The organism is Vibrio sp. MEBiC08052, assembly GCF_001506075.1.
Taxonomy (GTDB): domain Bacteria; phylum Pseudomonadota; class Gammaproteobacteria; order Enterobacterales; family Vibrionaceae; genus Vibrio.
In genome coordinates this window covers 2,329,040-2,353,425 of sequence record NZ_KQ947475.1, presented here as the reverse complement: position 1 = coordinate 2,353,425, position 24,386 = coordinate 2,329,040, and the positions used below count along the sequence as shown (strand labels likewise).

The 24,386-nt window shown below is 45.8% G+C and carries 23 protein-coding genes; 16 read left to right on the top strand and 7 right to left on the bottom strand.

Going from position 1 to position 24,386, the window contains the following annotated elements; translation table 11 throughout:
• Positions 1 to 2: 2 nt before the first annotated feature.
• Both VRK_RS10255 and pgm read left to right on the top strand, forming a co-directional pair.
• On the top strand, positions 3 to 524 hold the full coding sequence (locus VRK_RS10255; protein WP_443083473.1) for a hypothetical protein: 522 nt from the start codon (positions 3 to 5) through the stop codon (positions 522 to 524).
• 112 nt (positions 525 to 636) lie between these two features.
• Positions 637 to 2,280 (top strand): phosphoglucomutase (alpha-D-glucose-1,6-bisphosphate-dependent), encoded by a 1,644-nt coding sequence (pgm, locus tag VRK_RS10250; RefSeq protein ID WP_059121273.1) that lies wholly within the window; start codon positions 637 to 639, stop codon positions 2,278 to 2,280.
• Between the two features lie 168 nt (positions 2,281 to 2,448).
• On the opposite strand, the gene VRK_RS10245 is transcribed toward pgm, so the two are convergent.
• Positions 2,449 to 2,844, bottom strand: a complete 396-nt coding sequence (locus VRK_RS10245; RefSeq protein ID WP_059121272.1) for a VOC family protein — start codon at positions 2,842 to 2,844, stop codon at positions 2,449 to 2,451.
• 102 nt (positions 2,845 to 2,946) lie between these two features.
• Positions 2,947 to 3,699 carry a DUF1853 family protein gene (locus VRK_RS10240; protein ID WP_059121271.1) on the bottom strand — a complete coding sequence of 251 codons (753 nt, stop codon included), beginning with the start codon at positions 3,697 to 3,699 and terminating at the stop codon, positions 2,947 to 2,949.
• An 84-nt stretch (positions 3,700 to 3,783) separates the two neighbouring features.
• Here VRK_RS10240 and VRK_RS10235 point away from each other — a divergent pair, with 84 nt between their 5' ends.
• Complete coding sequence (locus tag VRK_RS10235) at positions 3,784 to 4,539, top strand: Nif3-like dinuclear metal center hexameric protein (RefSeq protein WP_059121270.1); 756 nt, start codon at positions 3,784 to 3,786, stop codon at positions 4,537 to 4,539.
• Between the two features lie 73 nt (positions 4,540 to 4,612).
• Here the strand turns inward: VRK_RS10235 and VRK_RS10230 are convergent, their stop codons facing one another.
• The gene (locus VRK_RS10230) at positions 4,613 to 5,902 is read right to left on the bottom strand and encodes a citrate synthase (RefSeq protein ID WP_059121269.1); all 1,290 of its coding nucleotides are present in this window, start codon (positions 5,900 to 5,902) and stop codon (positions 4,613 to 4,615) included.
• Between the two features lie 392 nt (positions 5,903 to 6,294).
• Here VRK_RS10230 and sdhC point away from each other — a divergent pair, with 392 nt between their 5' ends.
• From sdhC to sucD, 8 genes are all read left to right on the top strand, one after another.
• A complete protein-coding gene (gene sdhC / locus VRK_RS10225; protein ID WP_059121268.1) occupies positions 6,295 to 6,687 on the top strand; it encodes a succinate dehydrogenase cytochrome b556 subunit in 393 nt (130 codons plus the stop codon).
• Positions 6,681 to 7,028, top strand: a complete 348-nt coding sequence (gene sdhD, locus VRK_RS10220) for a succinate dehydrogenase, hydrophobic membrane anchor protein (RefSeq protein ID WP_059121267.1) — start codon at positions 6,681 to 6,683, stop codon at positions 7,026 to 7,028. The genes sdhC and sdhD overlap by 7 nt, the downstream gene beginning before the upstream one ends.
• Complete coding sequence (gene sdhA, locus VRK_RS10215) at positions 7,029 to 8,795, top strand: succinate dehydrogenase flavoprotein subunit (RefSeq protein WP_059121266.1); 1,767 nt, start codon at positions 7,029 to 7,031, stop codon at positions 8,793 to 8,795.
• 15 nt (positions 8,796 to 8,810) lie between these two features.
• Positions 8,811 to 9,521 carry a succinate dehydrogenase iron-sulfur subunit gene (locus VRK_RS10210; RefSeq protein ID WP_059122734.1) on the top strand — a complete coding sequence of 237 codons (711 nt, stop codon included), beginning with the start codon at positions 8,811 to 8,813 and terminating at the stop codon, positions 9,519 to 9,521.
• Between the two features lie 95 nt (positions 9,522 to 9,616).
• The gene (gene sucA, locus VRK_RS10205) at positions 9,617 to 12,430 is read left to right on the top strand and encodes a 2-oxoglutarate dehydrogenase E1 component (protein WP_059121265.1); all 2,814 of its coding nucleotides are present in this window, start codon (positions 9,617 to 9,619) and stop codon (positions 12,428 to 12,430) included.
• Positions 12,431 to 12,457: 27 nt separating this feature from the next.
• The gene (odhB, locus tag VRK_RS10200) at positions 12,458 to 13,666 is read left to right on the top strand and encodes a 2-oxoglutarate dehydrogenase complex dihydrolipoyllysine-residue succinyltransferase (RefSeq protein WP_059121264.1); all 1,209 of its coding nucleotides are present in this window, start codon (positions 12,458 to 12,460) and stop codon (positions 13,664 to 13,666) included.
• A 194-nt stretch (positions 13,667 to 13,860) separates the two neighbouring features.
• Complete coding sequence (gene sucC, locus VRK_RS10195) at positions 13,861 to 15,027, top strand: ADP-forming succinate--CoA ligase subunit beta (protein ID WP_059121263.1); 1,167 nt, start codon at positions 13,861 to 13,863, stop codon at positions 15,025 to 15,027.
• Complete coding sequence (gene sucD, locus VRK_RS10190) at positions 15,027 to 15,899, top strand: succinate--CoA ligase subunit alpha (protein ID WP_059121262.1); 873 nt, start codon at positions 15,027 to 15,029, stop codon at positions 15,897 to 15,899. Before sucC ends, sucD begins: the two co-directional genes overlap by 1 nt.
• Before the next feature lie 61 nt (positions 15,900 to 15,960).
• On the opposite strand, the gene znuB is transcribed toward sucD, so the two are convergent.
• Together znuB and znuC are read right to left on the bottom strand one after the other, a co-directional pair.
• Positions 15,961 to 16,746 carry a zinc ABC transporter permease subunit ZnuB gene (gene znuB, locus VRK_RS10185; protein WP_059121261.1) on the bottom strand — a complete coding sequence of 262 codons (786 nt, stop codon included), beginning with the start codon at positions 16,744 to 16,746 and terminating at the stop codon, positions 15,961 to 15,963.
• Complete coding sequence (znuC, locus tag VRK_RS10180; protein WP_059121260.1) at positions 16,739 to 17,527, bottom strand: zinc ABC transporter ATP-binding protein ZnuC; 789 nt, start codon at positions 17,525 to 17,527, stop codon at positions 16,739 to 16,741. The genes znuB and znuC overlap by 8 nt, the downstream gene beginning before the upstream one ends.
• Positions 17,528 to 17,607: 80 nt before the next feature.
• Here znuC and znuA point away from each other — a divergent pair, with 80 nt between their 5' ends.
• From znuA to VRK_RS10160, 4 genes are all read left to right on the top strand, one after another.
• On the top strand, positions 17,608 to 18,495 hold the full coding sequence (gene znuA, locus VRK_RS10175; protein WP_059121259.1) for a zinc ABC transporter substrate-binding protein ZnuA: 888 nt from the start codon (positions 17,608 to 17,610) through the stop codon (positions 18,493 to 18,495).
• A gap of 184 nt (positions 18,496 to 18,679) precedes the next feature.
• Positions 18,680 to 18,910, top strand: coding sequence for a FeoA family protein (locus tag VRK_RS10170; protein ID WP_059121258.1), 231 nt, complete (start codon positions 18,680 to 18,682; stop codon positions 18,908 to 18,910).
• The gene (gene feoB, locus VRK_RS10165) at positions 18,907 to 21,192 is read left to right on the top strand and encodes a Fe(2+) transporter permease subunit FeoB (protein WP_059121257.1); all 2,286 of its coding nucleotides are present in this window, start codon (positions 18,907 to 18,909) and stop codon (positions 21,190 to 21,192) included. Before VRK_RS10170 ends, feoB begins: the two co-directional genes overlap by 4 nt.
• A complete protein-coding gene (locus VRK_RS10160; protein ID WP_059121256.1) occupies positions 21,189 to 21,419 on the top strand; it encodes a FeoC-like transcriptional regulator in 231 nt (76 codons plus the stop codon). Before feoB ends, VRK_RS10160 begins: the two co-directional genes overlap by 4 nt.
• Before the next feature lies 1 nt (position 21,420).
• Here the strand turns inward: VRK_RS10160 and VRK_RS10155 are convergent, their stop codons facing one another.
• Positions 21,421 to 21,849, bottom strand: a complete 429-nt coding sequence (locus tag VRK_RS10155; RefSeq protein WP_059121255.1) for an HIT domain-containing protein — start codon at positions 21,847 to 21,849, stop codon at positions 21,421 to 21,423.
• A gap of 251 nt (positions 21,850 to 22,100) precedes the next feature.
• Between VRK_RS10155 and VRK_RS10150 the strand changes: the two genes are divergently transcribed.
• The gene (locus VRK_RS10150; protein ID WP_059121254.1) at positions 22,101 to 22,520 is read left to right on the top strand and encodes a DoxX family protein; all 420 of its coding nucleotides are present in this window, start codon (positions 22,101 to 22,103) and stop codon (positions 22,518 to 22,520) included.
• An 85-nt stretch (positions 22,521 to 22,605) separates the two neighbouring features.
• On the opposite strand, the gene argS is transcribed toward VRK_RS10150, so the two are convergent.
• On the bottom strand, positions 22,606 to 24,339 hold the full coding sequence (gene argS / locus VRK_RS10145) for an arginine--tRNA ligase (protein WP_059121253.1): 1,734 nt from the start codon (positions 24,337 to 24,339) through the stop codon (positions 22,606 to 22,608).
• Between the last annotated feature and the right edge of the window lie 47 nt (positions 24,340 to 24,386).

The following is a 24,386-nucleotide window of genomic DNA, read 5'->3' as shown; positions in this document are numbered from 1 at the left end:
ACATCGGTGAGAGTGCATCGGATATATTGCGTCGGTTGTTGAATGTCGATGGCCAGGAAAATCCGTCTCTGCCTGTTTCTCATGTTGTTCCATTAGTACCTAATGAATCGGTGCACCCGCAAGAGGCTGGTACTCAAGGCATTGTTGTCAGTAAAGATGCAGGAAGAGAACCACAGTTATCGGGTGTTCAGGTCATTCGTGAGTTGTTGATTTCCGATGAATTTGCAGCTCAGAAAAAAGTAATTGATCGGTTTATGTTGGTTCTTTCTACACTTTATCATATTGATTCGGTTAGTTTTTCTGAAGCGATGGAAGTGAAAGGCAGAAAACGGGTTTACTTTTCTGACAATGAGGAAACTTTGCTGGCAAGCGGTAAAACAACCAAACCGAAAGCAATTCCCAATACACCTTTCTGGGTGATTACCAATAATAATACCAGTCGTAAGCAGCAGATGATCGAGCAGCTCATGATTCGGATGAATTTCCCGTCCGATCTGATCGACAAAGTAACGCTTTCAATTTAAATGAAATTTTATAGCCTCATCACCGTGATGGGGTTTTTCTTATATTTGAGATGCCGTTCTTTGAAATACTGTGAGTTTAGATAAATTGTTATTTTGAAACCAAGGATGTCATATGGCTATTCACCCGAGAGCTGGAAAGCAAGCACAACATGACGATTTACAAAATATTCCTGTGCTTGTCTCTGATTATTACCGTCTTAAGCCCAATGCTGACGAAAAGGCGCATAAAGTTGAGTTTGGCACGTCCGGACATAGAGGAACTTCTGGAAAATCTTCGTTCAATGAAAATCATATTCTGGCGATAACACAAGCGATTGCTGAAGTGAGACGTCAAGCTGGTATCTCAGGCCCTGTTTTTGTTGGTAAAGATACCCATGCATTGTCGGAATGTGCATTTTCCAGTGTTGTCGAAGTTTTAATCGCCAATGATATTCAGGTGATTGTTCAGGCTGAGCAGGGGTATACACCAACCCCGGGCGTTTCTCACGCAATCCTGACTTATAACCGCAAGCATGAGCAAAAAGCAGATGGGATTGTGATTACGCCATCTCATAACCCACCTCAAGACGGCGGGATTAAATATAATCCACCGCATGGCGGCCCGGCTGAAGGTGAGGTGACACAAGCGATCGAAAATCGGGCGAATGAAATTATTGCGAATGGAATGACGGCTGTTCAACGGATTCCGTTACAGCAAGCAATGGTATCGGAACGCTATGTTGAACAGGATTTAGTGACGCCGTATGTCGATGATCTGGTCAATGTGATTGACATGCCTGCAATTCAACAGGCCAACCTGAAAATTGGTGTCGATCCGCTCGGAGGCAGTGGTATTGAATACTGGCGGCAGATTGCAGCAACATACCAGTTGAATTTAGAGTTGGTCAATGAGGCGATTGATCCGACGTTTCGGTTTATGCCGCTCGATAAAGACGGTGTGATCCGGATGGATTGCTCTTCGCCTTACGCGATGGCGGGATTATTGGCGCTGAAAGATCAATATGATCTGGCATTTGGTAATGATCCGGATTATGACCGCCATGGGATTGTGACATCGAAGGGATTAATGAATCCAAATCACTTTTTGGCTGTTTGTATTGACTACTTGTATCGTCACCGTGATTGGAAAGCTGATGTTGCAGTTGGCAAGACCTTGGTTTCCAGTGCATTGATTGACCGGGTTGTTGCTGACTTAGGCCGAACGCTGTGTGAAGTTCCCGTTGGCTTTAAATGGTTTGTCGATGGGCTATTCTCAGGACAGTTTGGTTTTGGTGGTGAAGAAAGTGCCGGTGCATCTTTCCTAAGATTTGACGGAACTCCATGGGCGACGGATAAAGACGGCATTATTCTTTGCTTATTGGCTGCTGAAATCACTGCAGTCACCGGAAAAAATCCTCAGCAATATTATGAAGCGCTGGCTGCAAAACATGGTGAGTCGAAATATAGCCGTCTTCAGGCCGTTGCAACGGGTCCGCAGAAGGAGGTCTTGAAAAAGCTATCTCCTGAAATGGTTTCCGCTCAGATGTTGGCCGGAGACCCAATTACGGCAAGACTGACCCATGCGCCGGGAAATGGTGCCGCCATTGGTGGCCTGAAAGTAACGACGGAATTTGGTTGGTTTGCTGCGCGTCCTTCGGGAACGGAAGATATTTACAAGATCTACTGTGAGAGTTTTAAAGGTGAGGAACATTTGAAACAGATCGAATCAGCAGCTCAAGATATTGTGAATCAAGTCTTTGCCGATGCAGGGGTTTAGTTTTAATCTGCATTTGTATCAATAACATACAAGGGAGTGCTTCGGCACTCCCTTGACATTTTCCCGTCACAACATTTCCCTGTCACTAACTTTGTTTCGAAAATGGCGACGAAAAATGGTAACGAATGGTGGTCAGCATCGTGATCGCTATCCGGGCAAATGTGTCAATTATTCAGGATCATGACAGACTGCTTCTACATTGTTTCCATCCGGATCCAGTGCAAAGGCGCCATAGTAGTGTTCATGGTACATGGGGCGAAGTCCCGGCTTGCCATTGTCTTGACCGCCATGCGCGATGGCTTGGGCATAAAATTGATCAACAAGTTGGCGTGACGCTGCTGTAAAGGCGACATGGCGTGGAGTAAATGACTCTTTCGTCTCGATAATCCAGAACGCTGGTTTATCTTGCGGGCCGAACGCACACATACGCTGTTGTGGAAATGCTTCATTCCATTCAGCGACAAATTCCATTTGCAGACCATAGCCGAGTGGGGCAAAGGCCGCCGCATAAAATGCTTTGGTGGCCTCATAGTCGGTTGCGTAGGTACTGATATGATCGATCATATTTTTCTCCTTTTGTGTTCATTCCTGTGATGCACAATCTAATGAGCAAAGTATAAGATCAGTTTTCATCGCTGCATGGGATTTTGAAAAAATAAACGTGATTTAATGCGGCCAGTTATCCGGTACGATAAACCAGAATAACCCACTTTCCGACTGACAATGAACAGCCCGTTCCAGTGTCTCTGGTTGGTAACGAAGGTTGGTTGCTGTCCGTCCGGTCATCCACTGATGTCTTTCCAGTAAATAGAGTGGCTCACGGATCTGGCTAAACTGAGCCTGATAGCACCAGTGACCTTGAATTTGCGTTGGATTCAGGGTGTAACCCAGACAACCCTGAGGGAGCGGTTCATCCGTAAATGGGTTTGTGTACAGCCGCCCTTGCATCAGAAGATGTCGCGATGTCACTTGCCATTGTGGATATTGTTGTAAAACGATGGGGTGGGCAGAGAGCGGTAACTGATGATTAAGCATATGCCGGAGTTTGATATCCAGCCGGTCTTTCGCGTTCGGACCAAACCACTGGCCTTGATGGAGCAGATAGAATTTGATCGCAACTTCCCAGTGTTCTTGTTGTGATGTTTGTTGGTTGTCAAGAATGAAGTCGATAGCGCCCAGTGTTTTCCCGTTATCGATAATCTGAACTTCTTCTGCGATCAGTGTATAGCTTGGACTAGAGGTAAACAGCGCGGAACAGACCGATTGATAGAGCAACCCGAGTCGCTGATTCGGCAATGCTGGCAATGAAACTGAAGAACGGTCATGTTCTGTAAATGGTGAATACGATTCTATCGGTGGTTCGGCCAGAAACAATCCGGGTGTCTCACAGATCCATCGGGCAATTGCGGTTAAATCCATTATCAATGCCTCTTGAAGTATTTTAGGTGTCATTGTAGCCTGCCTAGCACGAACACCAAAAGAACAACAACAGCGGGAAGAATCATGAATAACCTTGAGCTCGAAACATTACTCAACGAGAAACTGCGTCCCGATTTAATTCAGGATTACAGTCCGAACGGGTTACAAATTGAAGGCCGTTCCGAAATCAGGAAAATTGTCACCGGTGTGACCGCTTCTCAGGCGCTGATTGAAAAAGCGATTGCGTTGCAAGCCGATGCGATTTTGGTCCATCATGGCTATTTTTGGAAACGGGAACCCGAGCCGATCCGTGGCATGAAAGGAAAACGGATTCGTCGGTTAATTCAGCATGACATCAATCTGTATGCTTATCATTTACCACTGGATATTCATCCTGAACTGGGGAATAACGCCTGTCTGGCTCGGTTACTCGGGATTGATGTGATTGGTGGATTGGAAGGCCATGAGCAGTCGGTGGCGATGTATGGGGCGTTCCAAGAACCAATTAGTGGCGCAGCTTTGAGCCAGCGAATTGCCACGGTATTACAACGCGAACCGCTTCATATTGCGTCAGGTGAAGATCAGTTGATATCCACCGTAGGGTGGTGTACCGGCGGCGGACAAGATTTTATTGATTTGGCTGCAGCCAAAGGGCTGGATGCTTTTATTTCGGGTGAAATCTCTGAAAGAACCACACATAGTGCCCGAGAGCAGGGGATTCACTATTTTTCTGCCGGGCATCATGCCACAGAACGTTATGGTGTCAAGGCGTTAGGGGAATGGTTATCCCAAACTCAAAATATAGCGGTTGAGTTTGTTGATATTGACAATCCAGTCTAAACCGATGGTCTAAGACTCAAAAGGGCAGGTTTTATCAACCTGCCCTTTGATTTATGCAAACATCTGGATTTTATTATTCACGTTCGTGTAGCGGTGAAAAATCGCGAAGTTTATATCCGGTATAGAGCTGACGAGGGCGACCAATCCGACTTTCAGGATCACTGTGCATTTCATTCCAGTGAGCAATCCAACCGATGGTCCGCGACATCGCGAAAATCACAGTAAACATAGAAATAGGAATACCGATTGCTTTCAAAATAATACCCGAATAGAAATCAACGTTCGGGTAAAGCTTCTTATCGACAAAGTAGTCGTCAGACAAAGCAATTCTTTCCAATTCCATGGCGACATCCAGTAATGGATCGTCGATATTTAGTTCTTTCAATACTTCATGACAGGACTCTCGCATCACAGTCGCACGCGGATCATAATTTTTGTAAACCCGATGACCGAAGCCCATCAGACGGAATGGATCGTCCTTATCTTTTGCCCGAGCAACGAATTCAGGAATGCGATCGACACTGCCGATTTCTTCAAGCATTCGCAGACATGCTTCGTTTGCGCCACCATGAGCTGGCCCCCATAACGATGCAATCCCCGCTGCAATACATGCAAATGGGTTTGCACCGGATGAACCGGCCAGACGAACTGTTGACGTTGAAGCATTTTGTTCATGATCAGCGTGCAGAGTGAAAACTTTATCCATTGCCCGAGCAACAATTGGATTCACTTCATATTCTTCACATGGTGTTGCGAACATCATATGAAGGAAGTTTTCCGCATAACCTAAGTCGTTGCGAGGATAAATGAATGGTTGGCCGACAGAGTATTTATAACACATGGATGCCAGTGTCGGCATTTTTGAGAGAAGACGATATGCAGCGATCTCCCGGTGACTATCGTTGTTGATATCTAGAGAATCATGATAGAACGCAGCAAGTGCACCAACAACACCTACCATGACTGCCATTGGGTGAGCATCTCGTCGGAAACCGTGGAAAAAGCTAGCGATTTGCTCATGAACCATCGTATGGCGCGAAATTGTATTTTTAAACTCTGAGTATTGCTTCCTGTTTGGGGCTTCACCATAAAGAAGAATATAACAGACCTCCAGATAGTCTGCGTTATTCGCTAATTGATCGATAGGATAACCACGGTGCAAGAGTACACCTTTGTTACCATCGATGTAGGTGATTTGAGATTCACAAGATGCAGTGGCAAGAAAACCAGGATCATAAGTAAAGTACCCATTTGCTCCCAGTTGTCGAACATCAATTACCTCAGGCCCCATAGAACCGTTGATAATTGGCAGTTCGATTGGCGCTTTGCCTTCAATATGAAGGGTCGCTTTCTTATCTGCCATAACAATCTCCTTTGTTTATTATTTAATCCGTCCAGGATGTTTGCGAATGAATATTTAACTCCGGATTTTATTAAAGTCAATTCTTCTCCTGTGATGTGTGCACTCAATTGCGTTTTTTACGCGAATTAAGTTAAAAATATGTTCTATGTAGCAAAAATTGTTACGTCAATTGTATTAGAATGTTGCGAGCCTTATATTGGCTGGGAATCCAGTCAGTCTGGACTGTATAAGAAGTGACCAGTAAGAAATTTATGTTACATTTCTTAACCAAATTTTAACAACTTTTTATCAATTTTTGTCCGTTTTCCACTTGTAGTTGTATAAATATTGTTAAAACTTATCAGTTAGGGCTGACTCTTCGTTTATAACAATAATGCTCAATGGGGAGCTGAGTGAGCAAGCCTGTGAAAGAAAGAAATTTAAGACCCGTAAATCTTGATTTGCAGACCATCCGCTTTCCGATCACTGCGATTGCATCTATTCTTCACCGTGTTTCAGGTGTAATCACTTTTGTAGCTATCGGAATTTTGTTGTGGTTGTTGTCTGTTTCGTTATCTTCTCCGGAAGGTTTTCAATATGCATCTGAACTTGTAGGTGGCTTCTTTGTGAAGTTTATCCTGTGGGGGATATTAACAGCATTGTCTTACCATATTGTCGGTGGTGTTCGCCATTTGATAATGGATCTTGGTTACTTTGAAGAGTTGGAATCCGGCACTCAAACAGCAAAAATTGCATTTGCTGTGACAGTCGTTTTATCTCTGCTGGCAGGAGTCATGGTATGGTAAAGCATGTTTCATCTGTGGGGCGTAATGGGGTTCACGACTTTTTATTAGTTCGTGCGACCGCGATTCTGATGGCCCTATATACCGTTTATCTTGTTTGTTTTTTTGCTTTCTCCGGTGATATTAGCTATCAACTATGGCTCGATTTCTGGAGTGGTACATTTACAAAAGTCTTCACAATGATTGCCCTTGTGAGTGTTCTGATTCACGGCTGGATCGGTTTGTGGCAGGTTCTGACGGATTATGTGAAATCCACACCGTTACGTGGCTTGTTACAGCTTACTGTGATTGCTGTGCTACTAGGATATTTTTTCTCTGGCTTGTTTGTATTGTGGGGTGCTTAAGTGACTATTCCAGTTCGAGAATTTGATGCCGTTGTGATCGGCGCTGGTGGTGCAGGCATGAGAGCTGCACTACAAATTTCAGAGCAAGGCTTGTCTTGTGCTTTGCTGTCTAAAGTGTTTCCTACCCGTTCTCATACAGTATCTGCACAGGGTGGTATTACTGTTGCGCTAGGAAATTCTCATCAAGATAATTGGCAATGGCACATGTACGACACCGTAAAAGGTTCCGATTATATCGGTGACCAAAATGCGATTGAATATATGTGTAAAAACGGCCCAGAGTCTGTCATTGAATTAGAAAAAATGGGGCTGCCGTTTTCCCGTTTTGAGAATGGTTCTATCTATCAACGCCCTTTTGGCGGTCAGTCAAAAGAGTTTGGTGGTGAGCAAGCGGCAAGAACTGCAGCCGCAGCAGACCGAACCGGTCATGCTTTACTCCATACCTTGTATCAACAGAATATCAAGCATAAAACCACGATCTTCTCAGAATGGTATGCACTGGACTTGGTGAAAAACCAAGATGGTGTCGTGATGGGATGTACTGCTCTGTGTATGGAAACGGGTGAAGTGTGTTACTTCAAGTCGAAGGCGACCATTCTGGCGACAGGTGGTGCCGGACGCATCTACGCTTCGACAACCAATGCTCATATTAATACCGGTGACGGTGTTGGGATGGCATTACGCGCTGGTGTACCGATGCAAGACATGGAAATGTGGCAGTTCCACCCAACCGGAATTGCCGGTGCCGGTGTTTTGGTGACGGAAGGTTGCCGGGGCGAAGGTGGTTATCTGCTCAATAAAGATGGTGAGCGTTTTATGGAGCGCTATGCACCGAATGCGAAAGATTTGGCGGGTCGCGATGTGGTTGCCCGTTCAATGATGATTGAGATTCGCGAAGGGCGTGGCTGTGACGGCCCATGGGGGCCTCATATTAAACTAAAACTCGACCATCTGGGTAAAGAAGTTCTGGAATCTCGTTTGCCGGGTATTTGTGAGCTTTCCCGAACGTTTGCACATGTTGATCCAGTCAAAGAACCGATTCCGGTCATTCCAACCTGTCACTATATGATGGGCGGGGTTCCGACTCAGGTTTCCGGGCAAGCATTGAAACAAGATGCTTCTGGTCGTGATGTTGATGTTCAGGGATTATTCGCTTGTGGTGAAATTGCATCAGTCTCCGTGCATGGTGCGAATCGTCTGGGCGGAAACTCCCTGCTGGATTTGGTAGTCTTTGGTCGGGCGACCGGGCTTCATCTCGGTGAAACATTGGCGGCTCAGGCTGAAGCGCGTGATGTGACAGAATCGGATATTGAAGCTTCTCTGTCTCGCTATATGCGCTGGGAAAACAGTAAGGGTGGTGAAGATCCGGTACAAATCCGCAAAGATCTTCAGACGTGTATGCAGCATAACTTCTCGGTATTCCGCGAAGGGGATGCCATGGCTGATGGCCTGAAAGAACTCAAAGTTATCCGTGAACGTTTGAAAGACGCGCATCTTGCAGACAAATCCAGTGAGTTTAATACTCAGCGTGTTGAATGCTTAGAACTGGATAACTTGATGGAAACCGCTTATTCAACAGCCGTCGCTGCCAATTATCGGACCGAAAGTCGTGGTGCTCATGCTCGTTTTGATTATCCTGACCGGGATGATGAGAATTGGTTATACCACTCGATTTATAACCCGGAAACTGAACAGATGAGTAAGCGTGATGTCAATATGGCACCGGTTCATCGTGATGCATTTCCACCAAAGATTCGTACATACTAAGGGGAGGACCATATGATGAAACTTAACTTCTCTCTGTATCGTTACAATCCGGATGTGGATAAAAAGCCTTACATGAAGGACTATACGCTGGACGTTCCTGAAGGTTCGGATATGATGGTACTGGATGCATTGATTCAGCTGAAAGAGCAGGATCCTTCGATTGCATTCCGTCGTTCATGTCGGGAAGGCGTCTGTGGTTCTGACGGTTTGAACATGAATGGCAAAAATGGCCTAGCCTGTATTACACCGCTATCAGCTTTGTCAGGCGATAAAATTGTTATCCGACCATTACCGGGACTGCCGGTAATTCGGGACTTGATCGTTGACATGACACAGTTCTACGATAATTACGCCAAAGTGAAGCCCTATCTGATTTCTGATGGGAATTTACCGCCATCCAGAGAAAATTTACAGTCTCCTGAAGAGCGTGAACATTTGGATGGATTGTATGAATGTATTATGTGTGCATGTTGTACGACTTCCTGTCCTTCATTCTGGTGGAATCCGGATAAATTCATCGGACCAGCCGGACTGTTGGCTGCTTATCGTTGGTTGATTGACAGTCGTGATACGGCAACAGATGAACGCTTGTCTAATCTTGACGATGCGTTTAGTGTTTTCCGTTGCCATGGCATTATGAATTGTGTCAGTGTTTGTCCAAAAGGTCTCAATCCAACGAAAGCAATTGGTCATATTAAATCAATGTTGATTAAACGTTCCGTTTAGATGTTTAGATGATGGTTTGCAGGTCTTCGGACCTGCATTTTCAGAGCTCGGCGTAGACCGCAGCAAAACGTGAAAACTACTGGTAAAGGGAAAATATGCACAACGGCGTGATGAAGGCATGGCTCGAGTCTTCACACTTGGCTGGCGCCAATGCAACGTACGTAGAAGATATCTACGAACTCTATTTAAGTGATCCCGACCTGGTAAGTGAGGAGTGGAGACGTGTTTTTGAGGGGCTATCCAGCCCTGATGATAGCAATGTGGTTGAACAACCGCATTCACGTGTCCGTGATTACTTCCGTCGACTCGCTCAAGAGACAAAGCATTACAATGTCCAAGTTAGTGACCCCGATGTCGATGCAAAACAAGTAAGAGTATTACAGTTAATTAATGCGTACCGCTTTCGCGGTCATGAAGCAGCTCAGTTGGACCCTCTCGGTCTATGGCAGCGGCCGACAGTGGCTGAGCTTGACCCCTCATTTCATAATCTCAACCCCGAAGACATGGAAGAGACATTCAATGTCGGTTCTTTTGCGATAGGTCAGGAGACCATGAAGCTTAAGGATATTCATGAATCTCTGAATCAAATCTATTGTGGGTCTATCGGTGCAGAATATATGCACATGACCAATACCGAGCAAAAGCGTTGGATTCAGCAGCGTCTGGAATCGGTTGTCGGCCAGCCATCCTTTACTAAAGAAGAAAAAATTACTTTCCTGGAAGAGTTGACTGCTGCTGAAGGTTTGGAACGCTATCTGGGAGCCAAATTCCCCGGTGCAAAACGCTTCTCTCTGGAAGGTGGTGATGCACTCATACCGATGATGAAAGAACTGATCCGTCGTGCAGGCTCTCAGGGGATGCGCGAAGCGGTTGTTGGGATGGCTCACCGTGGGCGTCTGAACATGCTGGTCAATGTCTTAGGTAAGCGTCCTCAGGATCTGTTTGATGAGTTTGCGGGTAAGCACGATGAAACGTGGGGAACGGGTGATGTGAAATACCATCAGGGATTCTCTGCCGATTTTGCGACCCCGGGTGGAAATATTCACTTAGCATTGGCGTTTAACCCTTCACATCTGGAAATCGTGAACCCTGTAGTGATGGGCTCAGTCCGGGCTCGTCAGGATCGACTGGGCGATAAAGATGGTACAAAAGTGCTACCGATTACCATTCATGGTGACTCCGCAGTGACTGGTCAGGGCGTGGTTGCAGAAACGTTCAATATGTCTCAGGCTCGTGGTTATCAGGTCGGTGGCACGGTACGTATCGTGATTAACAATCAGGTCGGATTTACAACCTCAAATCCGCGAGATACACGTTCGACCATGTATTGTACTGATATCGCAAAAATGGTTCAGGCTCCGATTTTCCACGTCAATGCCGACGATCCGGAAGCGGTGGCATTTGTTACCCATATTGCGTTGGATTATCGCAATACATTCCGTCAGGATGTTGTGATTGATCTGGTTTGTTATCGCCGGCATGGTCACAACGAAGCAGATGAGCCCAATGCGACTCAGCCGTTGATGTACCAAAAAATTAAAAAGCATCCGACACCGCGTAAATTATATGGTGATTTGCTGATCGAACGTCAGGATGTTGATGCTGAATTTGTCACTCAGGCGGTCAACGAGTATCGGGATGCTTTGGATCATGGTGAAGTTGTTGTCAAAGAGTGGCGTCCCATGGCCATGCATTCGGTTGACTGGTCACCTTATTTGTCTCACGAATGGGATGAAGCGTGGAAAAACGAGTTTGACCTGGATCGGCTGAAAGATATTGGTAAGCGTGTTTGCTTGTATCCGGAAAGCCATCAATTGCAAAGCCGGGTCGAGAAAATTTACACTGATCGTCTGGCGATGATTAACGGTGAGAAATTACTGGACTGGGGGATGGCTGAGATCTTGGCCTATGCAACATTGGTTGATGACGGTCATCGGATCCGGATCTCCGGTCAGGATTCCGGACGGGGTACATTCTTCCACCGCCACTCTGTGCTTCATAACCAAAATGATGCAAGTACCTATGTTCCGCTGAAGAATCTTCACAGTAATCAAGGACCATTCCAAGTCATTGATTCCGTGTTATCTGAAGAAGCCGTACTGGCTTTTGAATATGGTTACGCCACAGCTGAACCCGGTGGTTTAACGATCTGGGAAGCGCAATTTGGTGATTTTGCCAATGGTGCTCAGGTTGTGATCGACCAGTTCATTTCTTCTGGTGAACAGAAATGGGCCCGTTTATGTGGCATTACAATGTTATTACCGCATGGCTATGAAGGACAGGGACCGGAGCACTCTTCTGCTCGTCTCGAACGTTACCTGCAACTTTGCGCTGAGCAAAATATGCAGGTGATCGTGCCTTCGACACCAGCTCAGGTTTATCACATGCTCAGACGTCAGGTGGTTCGTCCGATGCGTCGTCCTTTAATTGTGATGTCACCGAAATCTCTGTTACGGCATCCGCTGTGCGTCTCTTCAATGGAAGATTTAGCGAGTGGGACTTTCCAGCCCGCGATTCCGGAAGTTGATGAACTCGATGCTGCTCAGGTGAAACGCGTTGTCTTCTGTGCGGGCAAAGTTTATTACGACTTGCTGGCCCAGCGACGTAGTAATGAGCAAGGGGATGTCGCGATTGTCCGTATCGAGCAATTGTATCCATTTCCGCTGGAAGATGTTCAGGCTGCAATTGCCTCTTATACCAATGTTGTGGATTACGTCTGGTGTCAGGAAGAGCCACAAAATCAGGGCGCATGGTACAGCAGCCAACATAATTTCCGAGCCGCTATTCCTGCTGGTGCCGAACTGAAATATGCAGGACGTCCTGCTTCGGCTTCTCCGGCGGTCGGTTATATGTCGGTTCATTTGAAACAGCAGAAAGCGCTCGTTGATGATGCGTTGAAACTAGATTAAGAACTAGAAATAAAAGGAAAAATAAGTATGACAGTTGAAATTCTGGTTCCGGATTTACCTGAATCGGTAGCAGATGCAACCGTAGCAACTTGGCATAAAAAAGCGGGTGATGCGGTTGAGCGTGATGAAGTCCTCGTTGAAATTGAAACAGACAAAGTCGTCTTAGAAGTACCTGCGCCAGAAGCGGGTGTGCTTGAGTCGATTTCTGAAGAGGAAGGTGCAACGGTACTATCAAAGCAATTGCTGGGGCTCCTTAAGCCCGGTGCCGTTGCAGGTGAGCCAACGTCTGAGAAAACAACATCGACGCAGCCTTCTCCGGACAAACGCCATAAAGCAAACCTGAATGAAGAGACCAATGATGCGTTGAGTCCTGCAGTGCGTCGTTTGATGGCAGAGCATGGCCTTGAAGTATCTCAGGTGAAAGGTTCCGGTGTCGGTGGTCGAATTACCCGTGAAGATGTCGAAGCGTATCTGGCGTCAGCGTCAAAAGCTTCAACAGCGGAGCAACAGGAATCGGTTGCAGTACCCGCTGCAGCAAGAAGCGAAAAACGTGTTCCGATGACACGTTTACGTAAGCGTGTTGCAGAGCGTCTTCTGGAAGCGAAAAACAGTACTGCTATGTTGACAACTTTCAATGAAGTCAACATGAAACCAATCATGGATCTGCGCAAACAGTACAAAGATCTGTTTGAGAAGAGACATGATATCCGTCTCGGTTTTATGTCGTTCTACATCAAAGCCGTCACAGAAGCGCTGAAACGTTATCCTGAAGTGAATGCGTCTATTGATGGTAGTGATATTGTTTACCATAACTTCTTTGATATCAGTATTGCTGTATCAACACCGCGTGGTCTGGTGACGCCAGTCCTGAAAGACTGCGATATGTTGAGTGTTGCCGAGATCGAGAAGGGAATTAAAGCGCTGGCAGAGAAAGGCCGGGACGGTAAGTTAACCGTCGAAGAACTGACGGGTGGTAACTTTACGGTGACCAACGGTGGTGTCTTTGGATCTTTAATGTCAACACCAATCATCAATCCGCCTCAGGCTGCTATTCTTGGGATGCATAAAATCCAGGATCGTCCGATGGCGGTTGATGGCAAAGTAGAAATTCTGCCGATGATGTATCTGGCTCTTTCTTATGACCATCGTCTGATTGATGGCCGTGAATCCGTAGGATTCCTCGTCACAATTAAAGAATTGCTGGAAGATCCGACACGCTTACTGTTGGATGTGTAATCAATGATATGGCAGGTATCTTCTTCCGGATATCTGCTATGCAGGCTGGGTTGCTCAACACCTGGTCTTGTGTTGTCAGCATGTATGGAAATAAACATGCCGTCATGTTTCAGCGCGTACTGAGTACCCTGCAAAATGTTTCGTTTCGTTGAAGCGAAATTGAATGAAAAAATAATATACAACGGAATAGCACAATGAATTTGCATGAATATCAAGCCAAACAGCTCTTTGCAGAATTTGGTCTGCCAGTTCCTGATGGTTATGCGTGCAGCACCCCACAGGAAGCTGCTGAAGCCACCGGTAAAATTGGCGGGACAAAATGGGTCGTAAAATGTCAGGTTCACGCAGGTGGCCGGGGAAAAGCCGGTGGCGTTGAACTGCACGATACAAAAGATGGTATTCGTGATTTTGCCCAGAAGTGGCTCGGGAAGAACCTGGTGACTTACCAAACCGATGCCAATGGTCAGCCGGTGACAAAAATCTTAGTTGAAGCTGCATCTGATATTGCGAACGAACTTTATCTTGGTGCTGTGGTTGATCGCGCCAGCCGTCGCGTTGTCTTTATGGCATCGACTGAAGGTGGGGTTGAAATTGAGAAAGTTGCTGAAGAAACACCAGAACTGATTCATAAAGCAGCCATTGATCCGCTTGTTGGCCCACAACCTTATCAGGGACGTGAGCTGGCATTTAAGCTGGGTTTAAAAGGGGATCAGATTAAACAATTCGTCAAAATCTTCATGGGTCTTGGTGAAATGTTCAGTCAGTATGATCTGGCACTGCTCGAAATTAATCCGCTGATCATTACCGGAGACGGTAATCTGTTGTGTCTCGATGGGAAAATCAACATTGACTCAAATGCAATGTATCGTCAGCCAAAATTGAGAGAGATGCATGATCCTTCACAGGAAGATGAGCGTGAAGCTCATGCAGCACAATGGGAACTTAACTACGTTGCTCTCGACGGGAATATCGGCTGCATGGTGAACGGTGCCGGTTTGGCGATGGGGACGATGGATATCGTTAACCTGCATGGAGGTAGCCCAGCGAATTTCTTGGATGTCGGTGGCGGTGCAACCAAAGAGCGTGTGACCGAAGCTTTCAAAATTATTCTTTCTGATAAGAATGTCCAAGCGGTTCTGGTCAATATCTTCGGTGGCATTGTACGCTGTGACCTGATTGCTGACGGTATTATCGGTGCCGTAGAAGAAGTTGGTGTTTCTGTTCCTGTGGTGGTTCGTCTTGAAGGGAACAACGCTGAACTCGGCACGAAAAAGCTGGATGAGAGTGGATTGAACATTATTGCTGCAACTTCGTTAACTGAAGCTGCTGAAAAAGTTGTAGCTGCTGCGGAGGGTAAATAATGTCTGTATTGATCAATAAAGAGACCAAGGTGATCTGTCAGGGATTCACTGGCGGACAAGGTACTTTCCACTCCGAGCAAGCTATCGCGTATGGTACACAGATGGTCGGTGGGGTATCACCGGGCAAAGGCGGTCAAACGCATTTGGGACTCCCTGTGTTCAATACCGTGCGTGAAGCGGTTGAAGCAACCGGTGCGACTGCGTCTGTTATCTATGTTCCGGCACCTTTCTGTAAAGATGCCATTCTGGAAGCGATTGATGCAGGTATCGAACTGATCGTCACCATCACTGAAGGGATTCCGACACTTGACTTACTGGATGTTAAAGTCCGTTTGGATGAAGCTGGTGTTCGTATGATTGGTCCGAACTGTCCGGGGGTGATTACACCGGATGAGTGCAAGATCGGGATCATGCCCGGACATATTCATAAGAAAGGTAAAGTGGGCATTGTTTCCCGCTCTGGTACACTGACTTATGAAGCTGTGAAGCAAACGACAGACGAAGGGTTCGGCCAGTCTACGTGCGTCGGTATCGGTGGCGACCCGATTCCGGGGTCTAACTTTATCGATATTCTGAAGTTGTTCCAAGACGATCCAGAAACAGAAGCAATTGTTATGATTGGTGAAATCGGTGGCACGGCTGAAGAAGAAGCGGCTGCATTTATTAAAGATCATGTGACTAAACCGGTTGTTTCTTACATTGCTGGTGTCACGGCGCCTCCGGGTAAACGGATGGGACATGCCGGTGCCATTATCTCTGGTGGTAAAGGAACAGCGGATGAAAAATTCGCTGCACTTGAAGCTGCGGGTGTGAAAACAGTGAAAAGTCTTGCTAATATCGGTCAGGCTTTAAGAGATGTCACTGGCTGGTAAGCATACCGAATCAGTTTAAATGAATAGAAAAATCCCCCTCAAACCATTGAGGGGGATTTTTTTAAGCTTTATTCCTGACTAAATGACTCAGGAGAAATAAGCAACTGGCAGAGATAACCACCGATGGACCTGCCGGTGTGTCAAACTCCCAGGAGAGATAGAGCCCGCTTAAGACCGCGATCATACCAATAGCTGATGCAATCATCGCCATTTGTTCCGGGGTCGCTGATAAACGTCGGGCACTGGCAGCCGGAATAATTAATAACGAAGTAATGATCAGCGCGCCGACGAATTTCATCCCGACGGCAATCACGAGGCCAACCATCAGCATCAGTAATAATTGCATCAAATCGGTATTGGTGCCTTCCACGGAAGCAAGTTCTTCATTCACAGTAGCAGAGAGCAGCGGCCGCCAAATAAAATAAAGTAACGTCGCAATTACGAAGACGCCTCCCCAGATAAAATATAAATCACTGGGCGTGACAGCGAGTAGATCGCCAAACAGATAGCTCATCAAATCAATCCGAACATCATCGAGAAAACTCACGGCAATCAGACCGACCGACAGGGAGCTATGCGCAAGAATCCCTAATAAGGTATCTGTAGCAATGAATTTTTGTCTTTGTAGAACGACTAAAATAGTCGCGATAGCTAAACAGCATACCAATAGTGCGAGGTTGAGATTGATATCAAGCAAAAAGCCAAATGCTAAACCCATCAGAGATGCATGAGCCAGTGTATCGCCGAAATAAGCCATTTTTCGCCATACAACAAAAGAGCCTAGCGGGCCTGCAATCAGGGCTATCCCAATTCCTGCGAGAATGGCAGGAAGTATAATCTCAACCATGGTGGTGATGTCCGTGAGTGTGATGGTTACATTGGGTTGCATCGCCAGAGACCGGTTGTCCGGCTAGATCATGATGATGTTGATGCTGGTGATGATAAAAGGCCAGAGACTCTTCATGGCGTGACCGGCCAAACAACGCAATATAGTTGGGGTGTTGGGTAATATCTGCGGGGGCACCATGGCAGCAGATATGGTGCTGAAGACAAATCACATGGTCTGTTTGCGCCATGACTAAATGAAGGTCATGCGACACCATAAAAATAGAACAGCCAAACCGTTGTCTCAGGGTTTGAATTAATTCGTATAGATCAATCTGACCTTGAACATCAACACCTTGGGTTGGTTCATCGAGTACCAACACATCCGGGCGCTGTAATAATGCCCGAGCCAGTAGGACGCGCTGTGTTTCTCCGCCAGACAAATGGTGCATACTGCTATGAGTGAGGTGTGCTGCTCCTACCAATGTCAGGGCATTGTTCAATTCCTGCCGACTATAGCGTCCGGCAAGTTTCAAAAAGTGTTGTACAGTCAGCGGCAACGTTTCATTCAGACGAAGCTTTTGCGGAACATAACCAACTTTGAGTCGTGGTGAGCGTGTAATTTGACCCGATTGAATGGGTTGCAGCCCTAGTAAAACTTTTACCAACGTTGATTTTCCCGCACCATTCGGGCCGATGAGGGTAGTGATTTTTCCTTGCTCGACACAAAGGCTGATATGGTCTAACACGTTTTTCTGGTTGAATGCTACGCAGACATCTTGTAGCTCGATCAGTGTTGACATGAAATAACTCGTTTGCAAAATGGTAATGTTATAATATAACATTTGTGACAAATTGAAGCCATAAGTTAGGGATAAATTTCATGAAGTTCTTTCGTCTCACCACATTCACACTACTTTTAAGTCTGTCAGTCCCTGTATGGGCACTTGATGTGTTAACCAGTATCAAACCGATTCAAATGATTAGTTACGAATTGATGGCAGGTGTGAGTCAACCGGATGTGTTGCTTGCGCCCAATACTTCACCGCATGATTATGCACTTCGTCCTTCGGATGTAAAGCGGATCAAGCAGGCTGATTTGGTCATTTGGTTTGGTGAAGGGCTGGAACCCTTTTTATCGAAAGTATTATCACATCAAACTAATCAATTGATGATTAGCCGCATCAAAGGTGTACCGTTCCGACATTTTTCTGCATCACATGATGATGATGGGCATCACCATCATGGTAATATCAACCCTCATTTCTGGCTAGGAGTTGAGCAGGTTCGAGTGGTTGCCAAAGCCATCGCTGCGCGTCTGATTCAACAAGATCCCGACCATGATCAACAGTATCAGCAAAATTTGACTGATTTTTTAACGCAATTGACCAAAACAGACAGCCAGATTCAGGCGCGATTCGCAGGGTACCACAACTATCCCTATTACGTTTTTCATGATGCATATGAGTATTTTGAAGCTCATTATCATTTAAATAATATCGGTCATTTTACCGTTAGTCCGGAGCGGAAACCGGGGGCGAAGACCTTGATTGAGATTCGGACCAAACTCAAAGAGCAGCCTAACGTCTGTATTTTCTCCGAACCGCAGTTTTTACCATCGGTTATTACCAGTGTGACCCGAGGAACATCGGCTAAAGTCGGGGTTCTTGACCCGTTGGCAACCGATATTCCATTGGCAAAAGGGAGTTATTTCCAGTTTTTAACGACCTTGAGTCAGAGCTATACCAACTGTTTTAAAATGTCGCAATAATTGTAGAAATGACGTGGTATAGCGCTCGCTATACCACGGACGAAAGGCGCCATCATGAATACTTTGGAATGCTTCGAAGTATATCCACTTTTGATCCTTCTCAATAATTTTTCCCGTATTTGCGCGTATACTGGAATCTGATAACGAGAATGCTTCTCATACATCATACCAGTAAGAATTAACCATGAATCTATCTCAGTTAAATCCCGGTCAACGTGCATCGATTTTAGGCTTTCACCAACTTTCTGTTGAAGTTCGAAAGCGCTTGATGATCATGGGGATCTTGCCAGAAACTCCCGTTCTTTTGATTCGAAAAGCACCCATGGGAGACCCGCTTCAGGTTGAGGTGCGTGGTGTTTCTCTGGCGATCAGAGAAAAAATTGCGGCAGCAATTGAAGTGGAGATTATCGGATGAAATACAATATCTTAACGGTCGGTAATCCAAACAGCGGCAAAACAACGTTGTTTAATGGCTTAACTGGTGCGCGTCAGCAGGTTGGGAACTGGGCTGGCGTCACGGTTGAGAAAAAAACGGGTAAATATACCTATTCTGGGAATGAATTCTCTCTCACTGATTTACCGGGTATTTATGCGCTGGATAGTGGCAATGATAGCCACAGTATTGATGAGTCGATTGCATCGCAAGCGGTCCTGTTACATCCGGCAGATTTAATTTTGAATGTGGTTGATGTGACCTGTCTTGAGCGAAGTCTGTATATGACCTTGCAGTTGCGTGAGCTCGGGCGTCCGATGATCGTTGTGCTCAATAAAATGGATGTGCTCAAAAGAGAGCGTCGCTCGATTGATGTGAAACGATTAGCGCAATTACTGGGTTGTCCGGTGTATCCCATTTCTGCCAACAATAAATCTCAGGTGTTACAGTTGAAAGAGAGTCTCGATAAAACCTTGTTACAGGGCTTTACTCTCAATGAATTGCAACTGGACTATGGTCATCAATTTGAATCGATGATTGAGACAGCGACGCCATTATTTTTATCACAAACGGGTACGTCACAAGCCGTTTCTCCTCGGGCGCTCGCAATCCGTGCACTGGGCGGTGACACACTTATCACTAATCTCTTATCAGAGTCAGCCCGACGGCAATTGAATGATTTGCAACTGAACAGCTTGCTGGATATTGACTTGCATGTCGCCAATGTCAAATACACCTGGTTACATGAGCAATGTCAGGATGTGCGTCGTGAGCAAGGTGTATTGGGGCATAGTTTCACCAAGCGTGTCGATCAGGTGGTGCTCAATAAGTGGGTTGGTATTCCTTTCTTCTTTCTGGTGATGTACCTGATGTTTATGTTCTCGATTAATATCGGGAGTGCTTTTATCGATTTCTTTGATATTTCTGTGGGTGCGTTGCTGGTTGATGGGGGGCATGCTTTATTGGATCAACATCTCCCGGTATGGCTGGTCACTTTGCTGGCTGATGGACTGGGTGGGGGGATTCAAACTGTCGCCACCTTTATTCCGGTGATTGCTTGCCTTTATCTGTTTTTAGCGGTACTGGAAAGCTCAGGGTATATGGCCCGGGCTGCGTTTGTACTCGACAAAGTGATGCAGAAAATCGGTCTGCCGGGTAAAGCTTTTGTGCCGCTTATTCTGGGATTTGGTTGTAATGTTCCTTCAATCATGGCGACACGAACCTTGGATCAGGAAAGAGAAAGACGATTATCTGCTGCTATGGCTCCGTTTATGTCTTGTGGGGCCCGGTTGCCTGTTTATGCGTTATTAGCTGCGGCTTTTTTTCCTCATAGTGGTCAGAATGTTGTCTTTTCGCTTTATCTGTTAGGGATTATTGCTGCGGTATTCACTGGTATTGTATTACGACATACGATCTACCCCGGCAGTAGTGAAAGTATGGTGATGGAAATACCGGATTATGAATTACCGACACTACAAAATATTTTGATCAAAACATGGCAGAAATTAAAACGATTTGTATTGGGTGCAGGCAAGACCATTGTTGTTGTAGTAACCATTCTCAGCTTTTTAAATTCAGTTGGACCTGATGGTAGTTTCGGTCATGAAAATAGTGATACATCGGTGTTATCAAAGGTATCACAACGCGTTACACCTCTGTTCGCACCGATTGGAATACAACCAGAAAACTGGCCGGCAACCGTTGGGATTGTGACGGGTATTTTTGCCAAAGAAGCTGTGGTCGGTACGCTGAATAACCTGTACTCCTCGCAGTCTGATGAAACCAATGATTTTGACCTGCTGGCGAGCTTGAAAGAAGCGCTGCAAACGATCCCTGATAACTTGATATCTTTGAGTTTTTCTGACCCGCTGGGGATTGAAATCGGGGATTTATCTGATACTCAATTGGCCGCTGAAGCACAGGAGGTGGATTCATCGATATACAGTAATCTGCAATATTACTTTCAAAGTCATTCCGCAGCGTTTGCATACCTGATTTTTATTTTACTCTATACACCTTGTGTGGCCGCCATGGGGGCTTATGTTAGAGAGTTTGGTGCCCGATATGCCCGATTTATTGCTGTCTGGACTTTTGGGCTGGCCTACTGTTCGGCAACATTTTTCTATCAAGCGATGAATATCATGCAACATCCGCTACAAAGTATGCTGTGGATGACGTCCATCCTGCTCGGTGGGTGGGGGCTATACCGTTTGCTGAAGCATCAAGGCGATGTGATTAAAAAATTTGAGCGTCAAATTGTATGATTCTGAATGAGCTGAAAAGTTATCTGGAGCAGCATGGCACGACCAGCGGTGCGACCTTAGCGCGTCATTTTCGAATCAGCGAAGATGGCGTTGATGCCATGCTCGGCATTTGGGTCAAAAAAGGGATCATTTCCCGTTTTGTTGATACCAGCAAAAGCGGTGAAGTTCGGCGCATTCGTTATGCGGTGAATCCGCCTCAGGCACTGTCGCTGACTGCGATCCTTTGAGCTAAGCCGGTGTAAAAATACCTGACTGAGCCAATGACGTTTTTAGTAAGTTGGCCATATGTTGCTGAGTCGCATCACTTCTGCGAGTTCCTGTCGTATTGCCCCAGATCGGCCCGGGCCATGCTTCATCATCAGCAAATCTTGCAATATGGTGATAGTGGAGCTGAGAGACTATATTGCCCAAGGCACCGAGGTTGATTTTATCCGGGTGATACTGAGACTCTAAAATCTGACTCACCCATTGTGACTCAATCAAGAATTGTTGCTGATCTGCCATTGGTAAATGGTGGAACTCTTTAATTCCGGTTCGTTTCGGGACCAAGATTACCCATGGTACAGCTTGATCCCAATGTAATAACACGAGAGAAAGCGGGAAGTCACCAAGGTAGGTTGTATCTTGTTGTAATTGTGGATGGAGTTCGAAGCTCATTGCATGGTACCTACGATAAAATGAAACCGAGTGAGGATAGCATATCTTCATAATGGATACGTTCAATTCATTGATTATGGCGAAATGGTTTATTGATTTTTGAAGTGATGGAAGAGCATGAATTTCTAATTCTTTGATTTAGGTTAGTATTTTTGTTCGATTTTTTTGATGAAGATGATGGAAAATGCACCAAGGTCTTCTCAATAGTTACCGATATACTGAGTATAATAACGATTGATTTGGAGTAATTGATGAATAGTTTAATCCGTAAGTTTGAAGCAGGAATGAATCATCCTGATGCTGCTAAGTTGATTCTCAGAGTGAGTTTTAGCTTAATGTTTCTATTACACGGTATTCATAAAATATATGATGGAACCGCATTTATTCAGGGGATGTTTGTTGATATCGGTCTGCCGGGATTTTTTGCCTATGCAGTCTATCTGGGAGAAGTGATTGCCCCGATCATGATTGTTTTAGGTCTGTTTACCCGTTTTGCTGCAACGGCTGTGATAGGGACTTCGATAGTCGTTATCGGTCTGATGCACCGGGATAATTTCTTCTCATTGAATGAATATGGCGCTTGGGCTGTTGAAGAAATCGCGACCTATTTGTTTGCATCTATTACTATTTTACTTCTAGGATCAGGCAAGTATGCCATGCGTCCAGATTAAAACGAGATAAGACGAAACGACAGCGTGAACGTGTCATAAAAAAACCCAGCCGACGAGCTGGGTTTTTTGTCTAATTCTGATATTTTTACATCCGTTCCAGTGTTTGAATCCCTAACAGATTTAAACCCTGTTGAATGGTTTTTGCCGTGAGAGCTGCAAGTTTCAGGCGGCTGTTTCGCGTCGCTTCATCGGCTGCCGATAGAATAGGGCAAGCCTCATAGAAGCTGGAGAACTGGCCAGCCAATTCAAACAGATAAGCACACATTAAGTGTGGCTGACCTTCTCGGGCAACAGATTGAATGGTTTCTTCAAACTGTAATAGCTTGGTGATCATCAATTTTTCTTTCTCGTCGCTAATCCGAAGCTCGCCATTGAGGTTATCCATGGGGATGCCAGCTTTAGAGAAAATTGAAGCAACTCGTGTATAAGCATACTGCATGTAAGGTGCTGTGTTGCCTTCAAAGGCGAGCATGTTGTCCCAATCGAATATGTAGTCAGTGGTTCGGTGTTTTGACAGGTCTGCATATTTGACAGCTGCCATCGCTACGGTTTTGGCGATTTTCATTTTTTCGTCTTGAGCCAGTTCCGGATTTTTACTGTCAATCAGTCGAATCGCGCGATCTTCCGCTTCATCCAGCAGATCGGTCAGACGGACGGTTCCACCAGCCCGGGTTTTAAATGGGCGTCCATCTTTGCCCAGCATCATACCGAAAGCATGATGCTCCAGTGAGACGCTATCTGGGATATAACCTGCTTTCCGGACAATTGTCCAAGCTTGCTGTAGATGCTGATGCTGACGCGAGTCGATAAAATATAAGACCCGGTCAGCTCCCAGTTGTTCATAACGGTACTTGGCACAAGCAATATCGGTTGTTGTATAGAGGTAACCACCGTCACGTTTCTGAATGATCACACCCATCGGCTCACCGTCTTTATTCTTGTACTCATCAAGAAATACGACTTGTGCGCCATCATCTTCTTGCGCCAAACCTTGTGCTTTGAGATCAGCAACAACTTCCGCAAGCATGGCGTTATACATGCTCTCTCCCATGACATCATCACGGGTCAATGAAACATTGAGCCGGTCATAATTGATCTGATTTTGAGTCATGGTGATATCGACCAGTTTCTTCCACATTTGAGTGCAGAATGCGTCGCCGCTTTGTAGTTTTACTACGTAGCTTCTGGCTTTTTCAGCAAAAGCTTCGTCTTGGTCATAGCGTTGTTTAGACTCGCGGTAGAATGCTTCCAGATCTGCGAGCGCCATCGAGGGGGTATCGTCATTTTGCTGAACGCACTCCAGGTTAGCAATCAACATACCAAATTGAGTTCCCCAGTCTCCGATATGGTTGGCCCGAATCACTTTATGCCCCAAAAATTCAAGGGTACGGACAACTGCATCACCAATAATCGTTGAACGGAGGTGACCAACGTGCATCTCTTTTGCGACATTCGGTGCAGAGTAATCAGCGACGATAGTTTGCGGTGTTTCTTGTGCGACACCAAGTCGTGGATCCGCCAGCGCTTGTTCAGCCTGTTGCGCCAAAAATGTTTCGCTGAGGAATATATTGATGAATCCCGGCCCGGCAATTTCGGTTTTGCTGGCAATTCCTTCCAGATCAAGTGCATCGAGTACTTTTTGAGCAAACTCGCGTGGATTGGTACCCAGTTTTTTGGCAACACCCATGACACCGTTGGCTTGATAATCACCAAACTGTGGCTTTGCGGACTGACGGACAGCGGCCGGGCTGCCGGCAGGCGCGCCTGCGGCTTCAAGTGCTTGAGATACTTTATCGTTTATCAATGCTTGGATATTCACGTACTTATCCTTTACTTCTAGGAATTGTCTGCTTGCGTATCATCCAG

Bases quoted from the DNA above. Each gene is read 5' to 3' on its own strand.
- VRK_RS10150 (WP_059121254.1), top strand. From the start codon at position 22,101: ATGAATAGTTTAATCCGTAAGTTTGAAGCAGGAATGAATCATCCTGAT.
- VRK_RS10235 (WP_059121270.1), top strand. From the start codon at position 3,784: ATGAATAACCTTGAGCTCGAAACATTACTCAACGAGAAACTGCGTCCC.
- sucC (WP_059121263.1), top strand. From the start codon at position 13,861: ATGAATTTGCATGAATATCAAGCCAAACAGCTCTTTGCAGAATTTGGT.
- odhB (WP_059121264.1), top strand. From the start codon at position 12,458: ATGACAGTTGAAATTCTGGTTCCGGATTTACCTGAATCGGTAGCAGAT.
- VRK_RS10155 (WP_059121255.1), bottom strand. From the start codon at position 21,849: ATGAGCTTCGAACTCCATCCACAATTACAACAAGATACAACCTACCTT.
- znuB (WP_059121261.1), bottom strand. From the start codon at position 16,746: ATGGTTGAGATTATACTTCCTGCCATTCTCGCAGGAATTGGGATAGCC.
- pgm (WP_059121273.1), top strand. From the start codon at position 637: ATGGCTATTCACCCGAGAGCTGGAAAGCAAGCACAACATGACGATTTA.
- VRK_RS10170 (WP_059121258.1), top strand. From the start codon at position 18,680: ATGAATCTATCTCAGTTAAATCCCGGTCAACGTGCATCGATTTTAGGC.
- VRK_RS10230 (WP_059121269.1), bottom strand. From the start codon at position 5,902: ATGGCAGATAAGAAAGCGACCCTTCATATTGAAGGCAAAGCGCCAATC.
- sucD (WP_059121262.1), top strand. From the start codon at position 15,027: ATGTCTGTATTGATCAATAAAGAGACCAAGGTGATCTGTCAGGGATTC.
- VRK_RS10245 (WP_059121272.1), bottom strand. From the start codon at position 2,844: ATGATCGATCATATCAGTACCTACGCAACCGACTATGAGGCCACCAAA.
- znuC (WP_059121260.1), bottom strand. From the start codon at position 17,527: ATGTCAACACTGATCGAGCTACAAGATGTCTGCGTAGCATTCAACCAG.
- VRK_RS10210 (WP_059122734.1), top strand. From the start codon at position 8,811: ATGAAACTTAACTTCTCTCTGTATCGTTACAATCCGGATGTGGATAAA.
- sdhD (WP_059121267.1), top strand. From the start codon at position 6,681: ATGGTAAAGCATGTTTCATCTGTGGGGCGTAATGGGGTTCACGACTTT.
- feoB (WP_059121257.1), top strand. From the start codon at position 18,907: ATGAAATACAATATCTTAACGGTCGGTAATCCAAACAGCGGCAAAACA.
- VRK_RS10160 (WP_059121256.1), top strand. From the start codon at position 21,189: ATGATTCTGAATGAGCTGAAAAGTTATCTGGAGCAGCATGGCACGACC.
- znuA (WP_059121259.1), top strand. From the start codon at position 17,608: ATGAAGTTCTTTCGTCTCACCACATTCACACTACTTTTAAGTCTGTCA.
- VRK_RS10240 (WP_059121271.1), bottom strand. From the start codon at position 3,699: ATGGATTTAACCGCAATTGCCCGATGGATCTGTGAGACACCCGGATTG.
- sucA (WP_059121265.1), top strand. From the start codon at position 9,617: ATGCACAACGGCGTGATGAAGGCATGGCTCGAGTCTTCACACTTGGCT.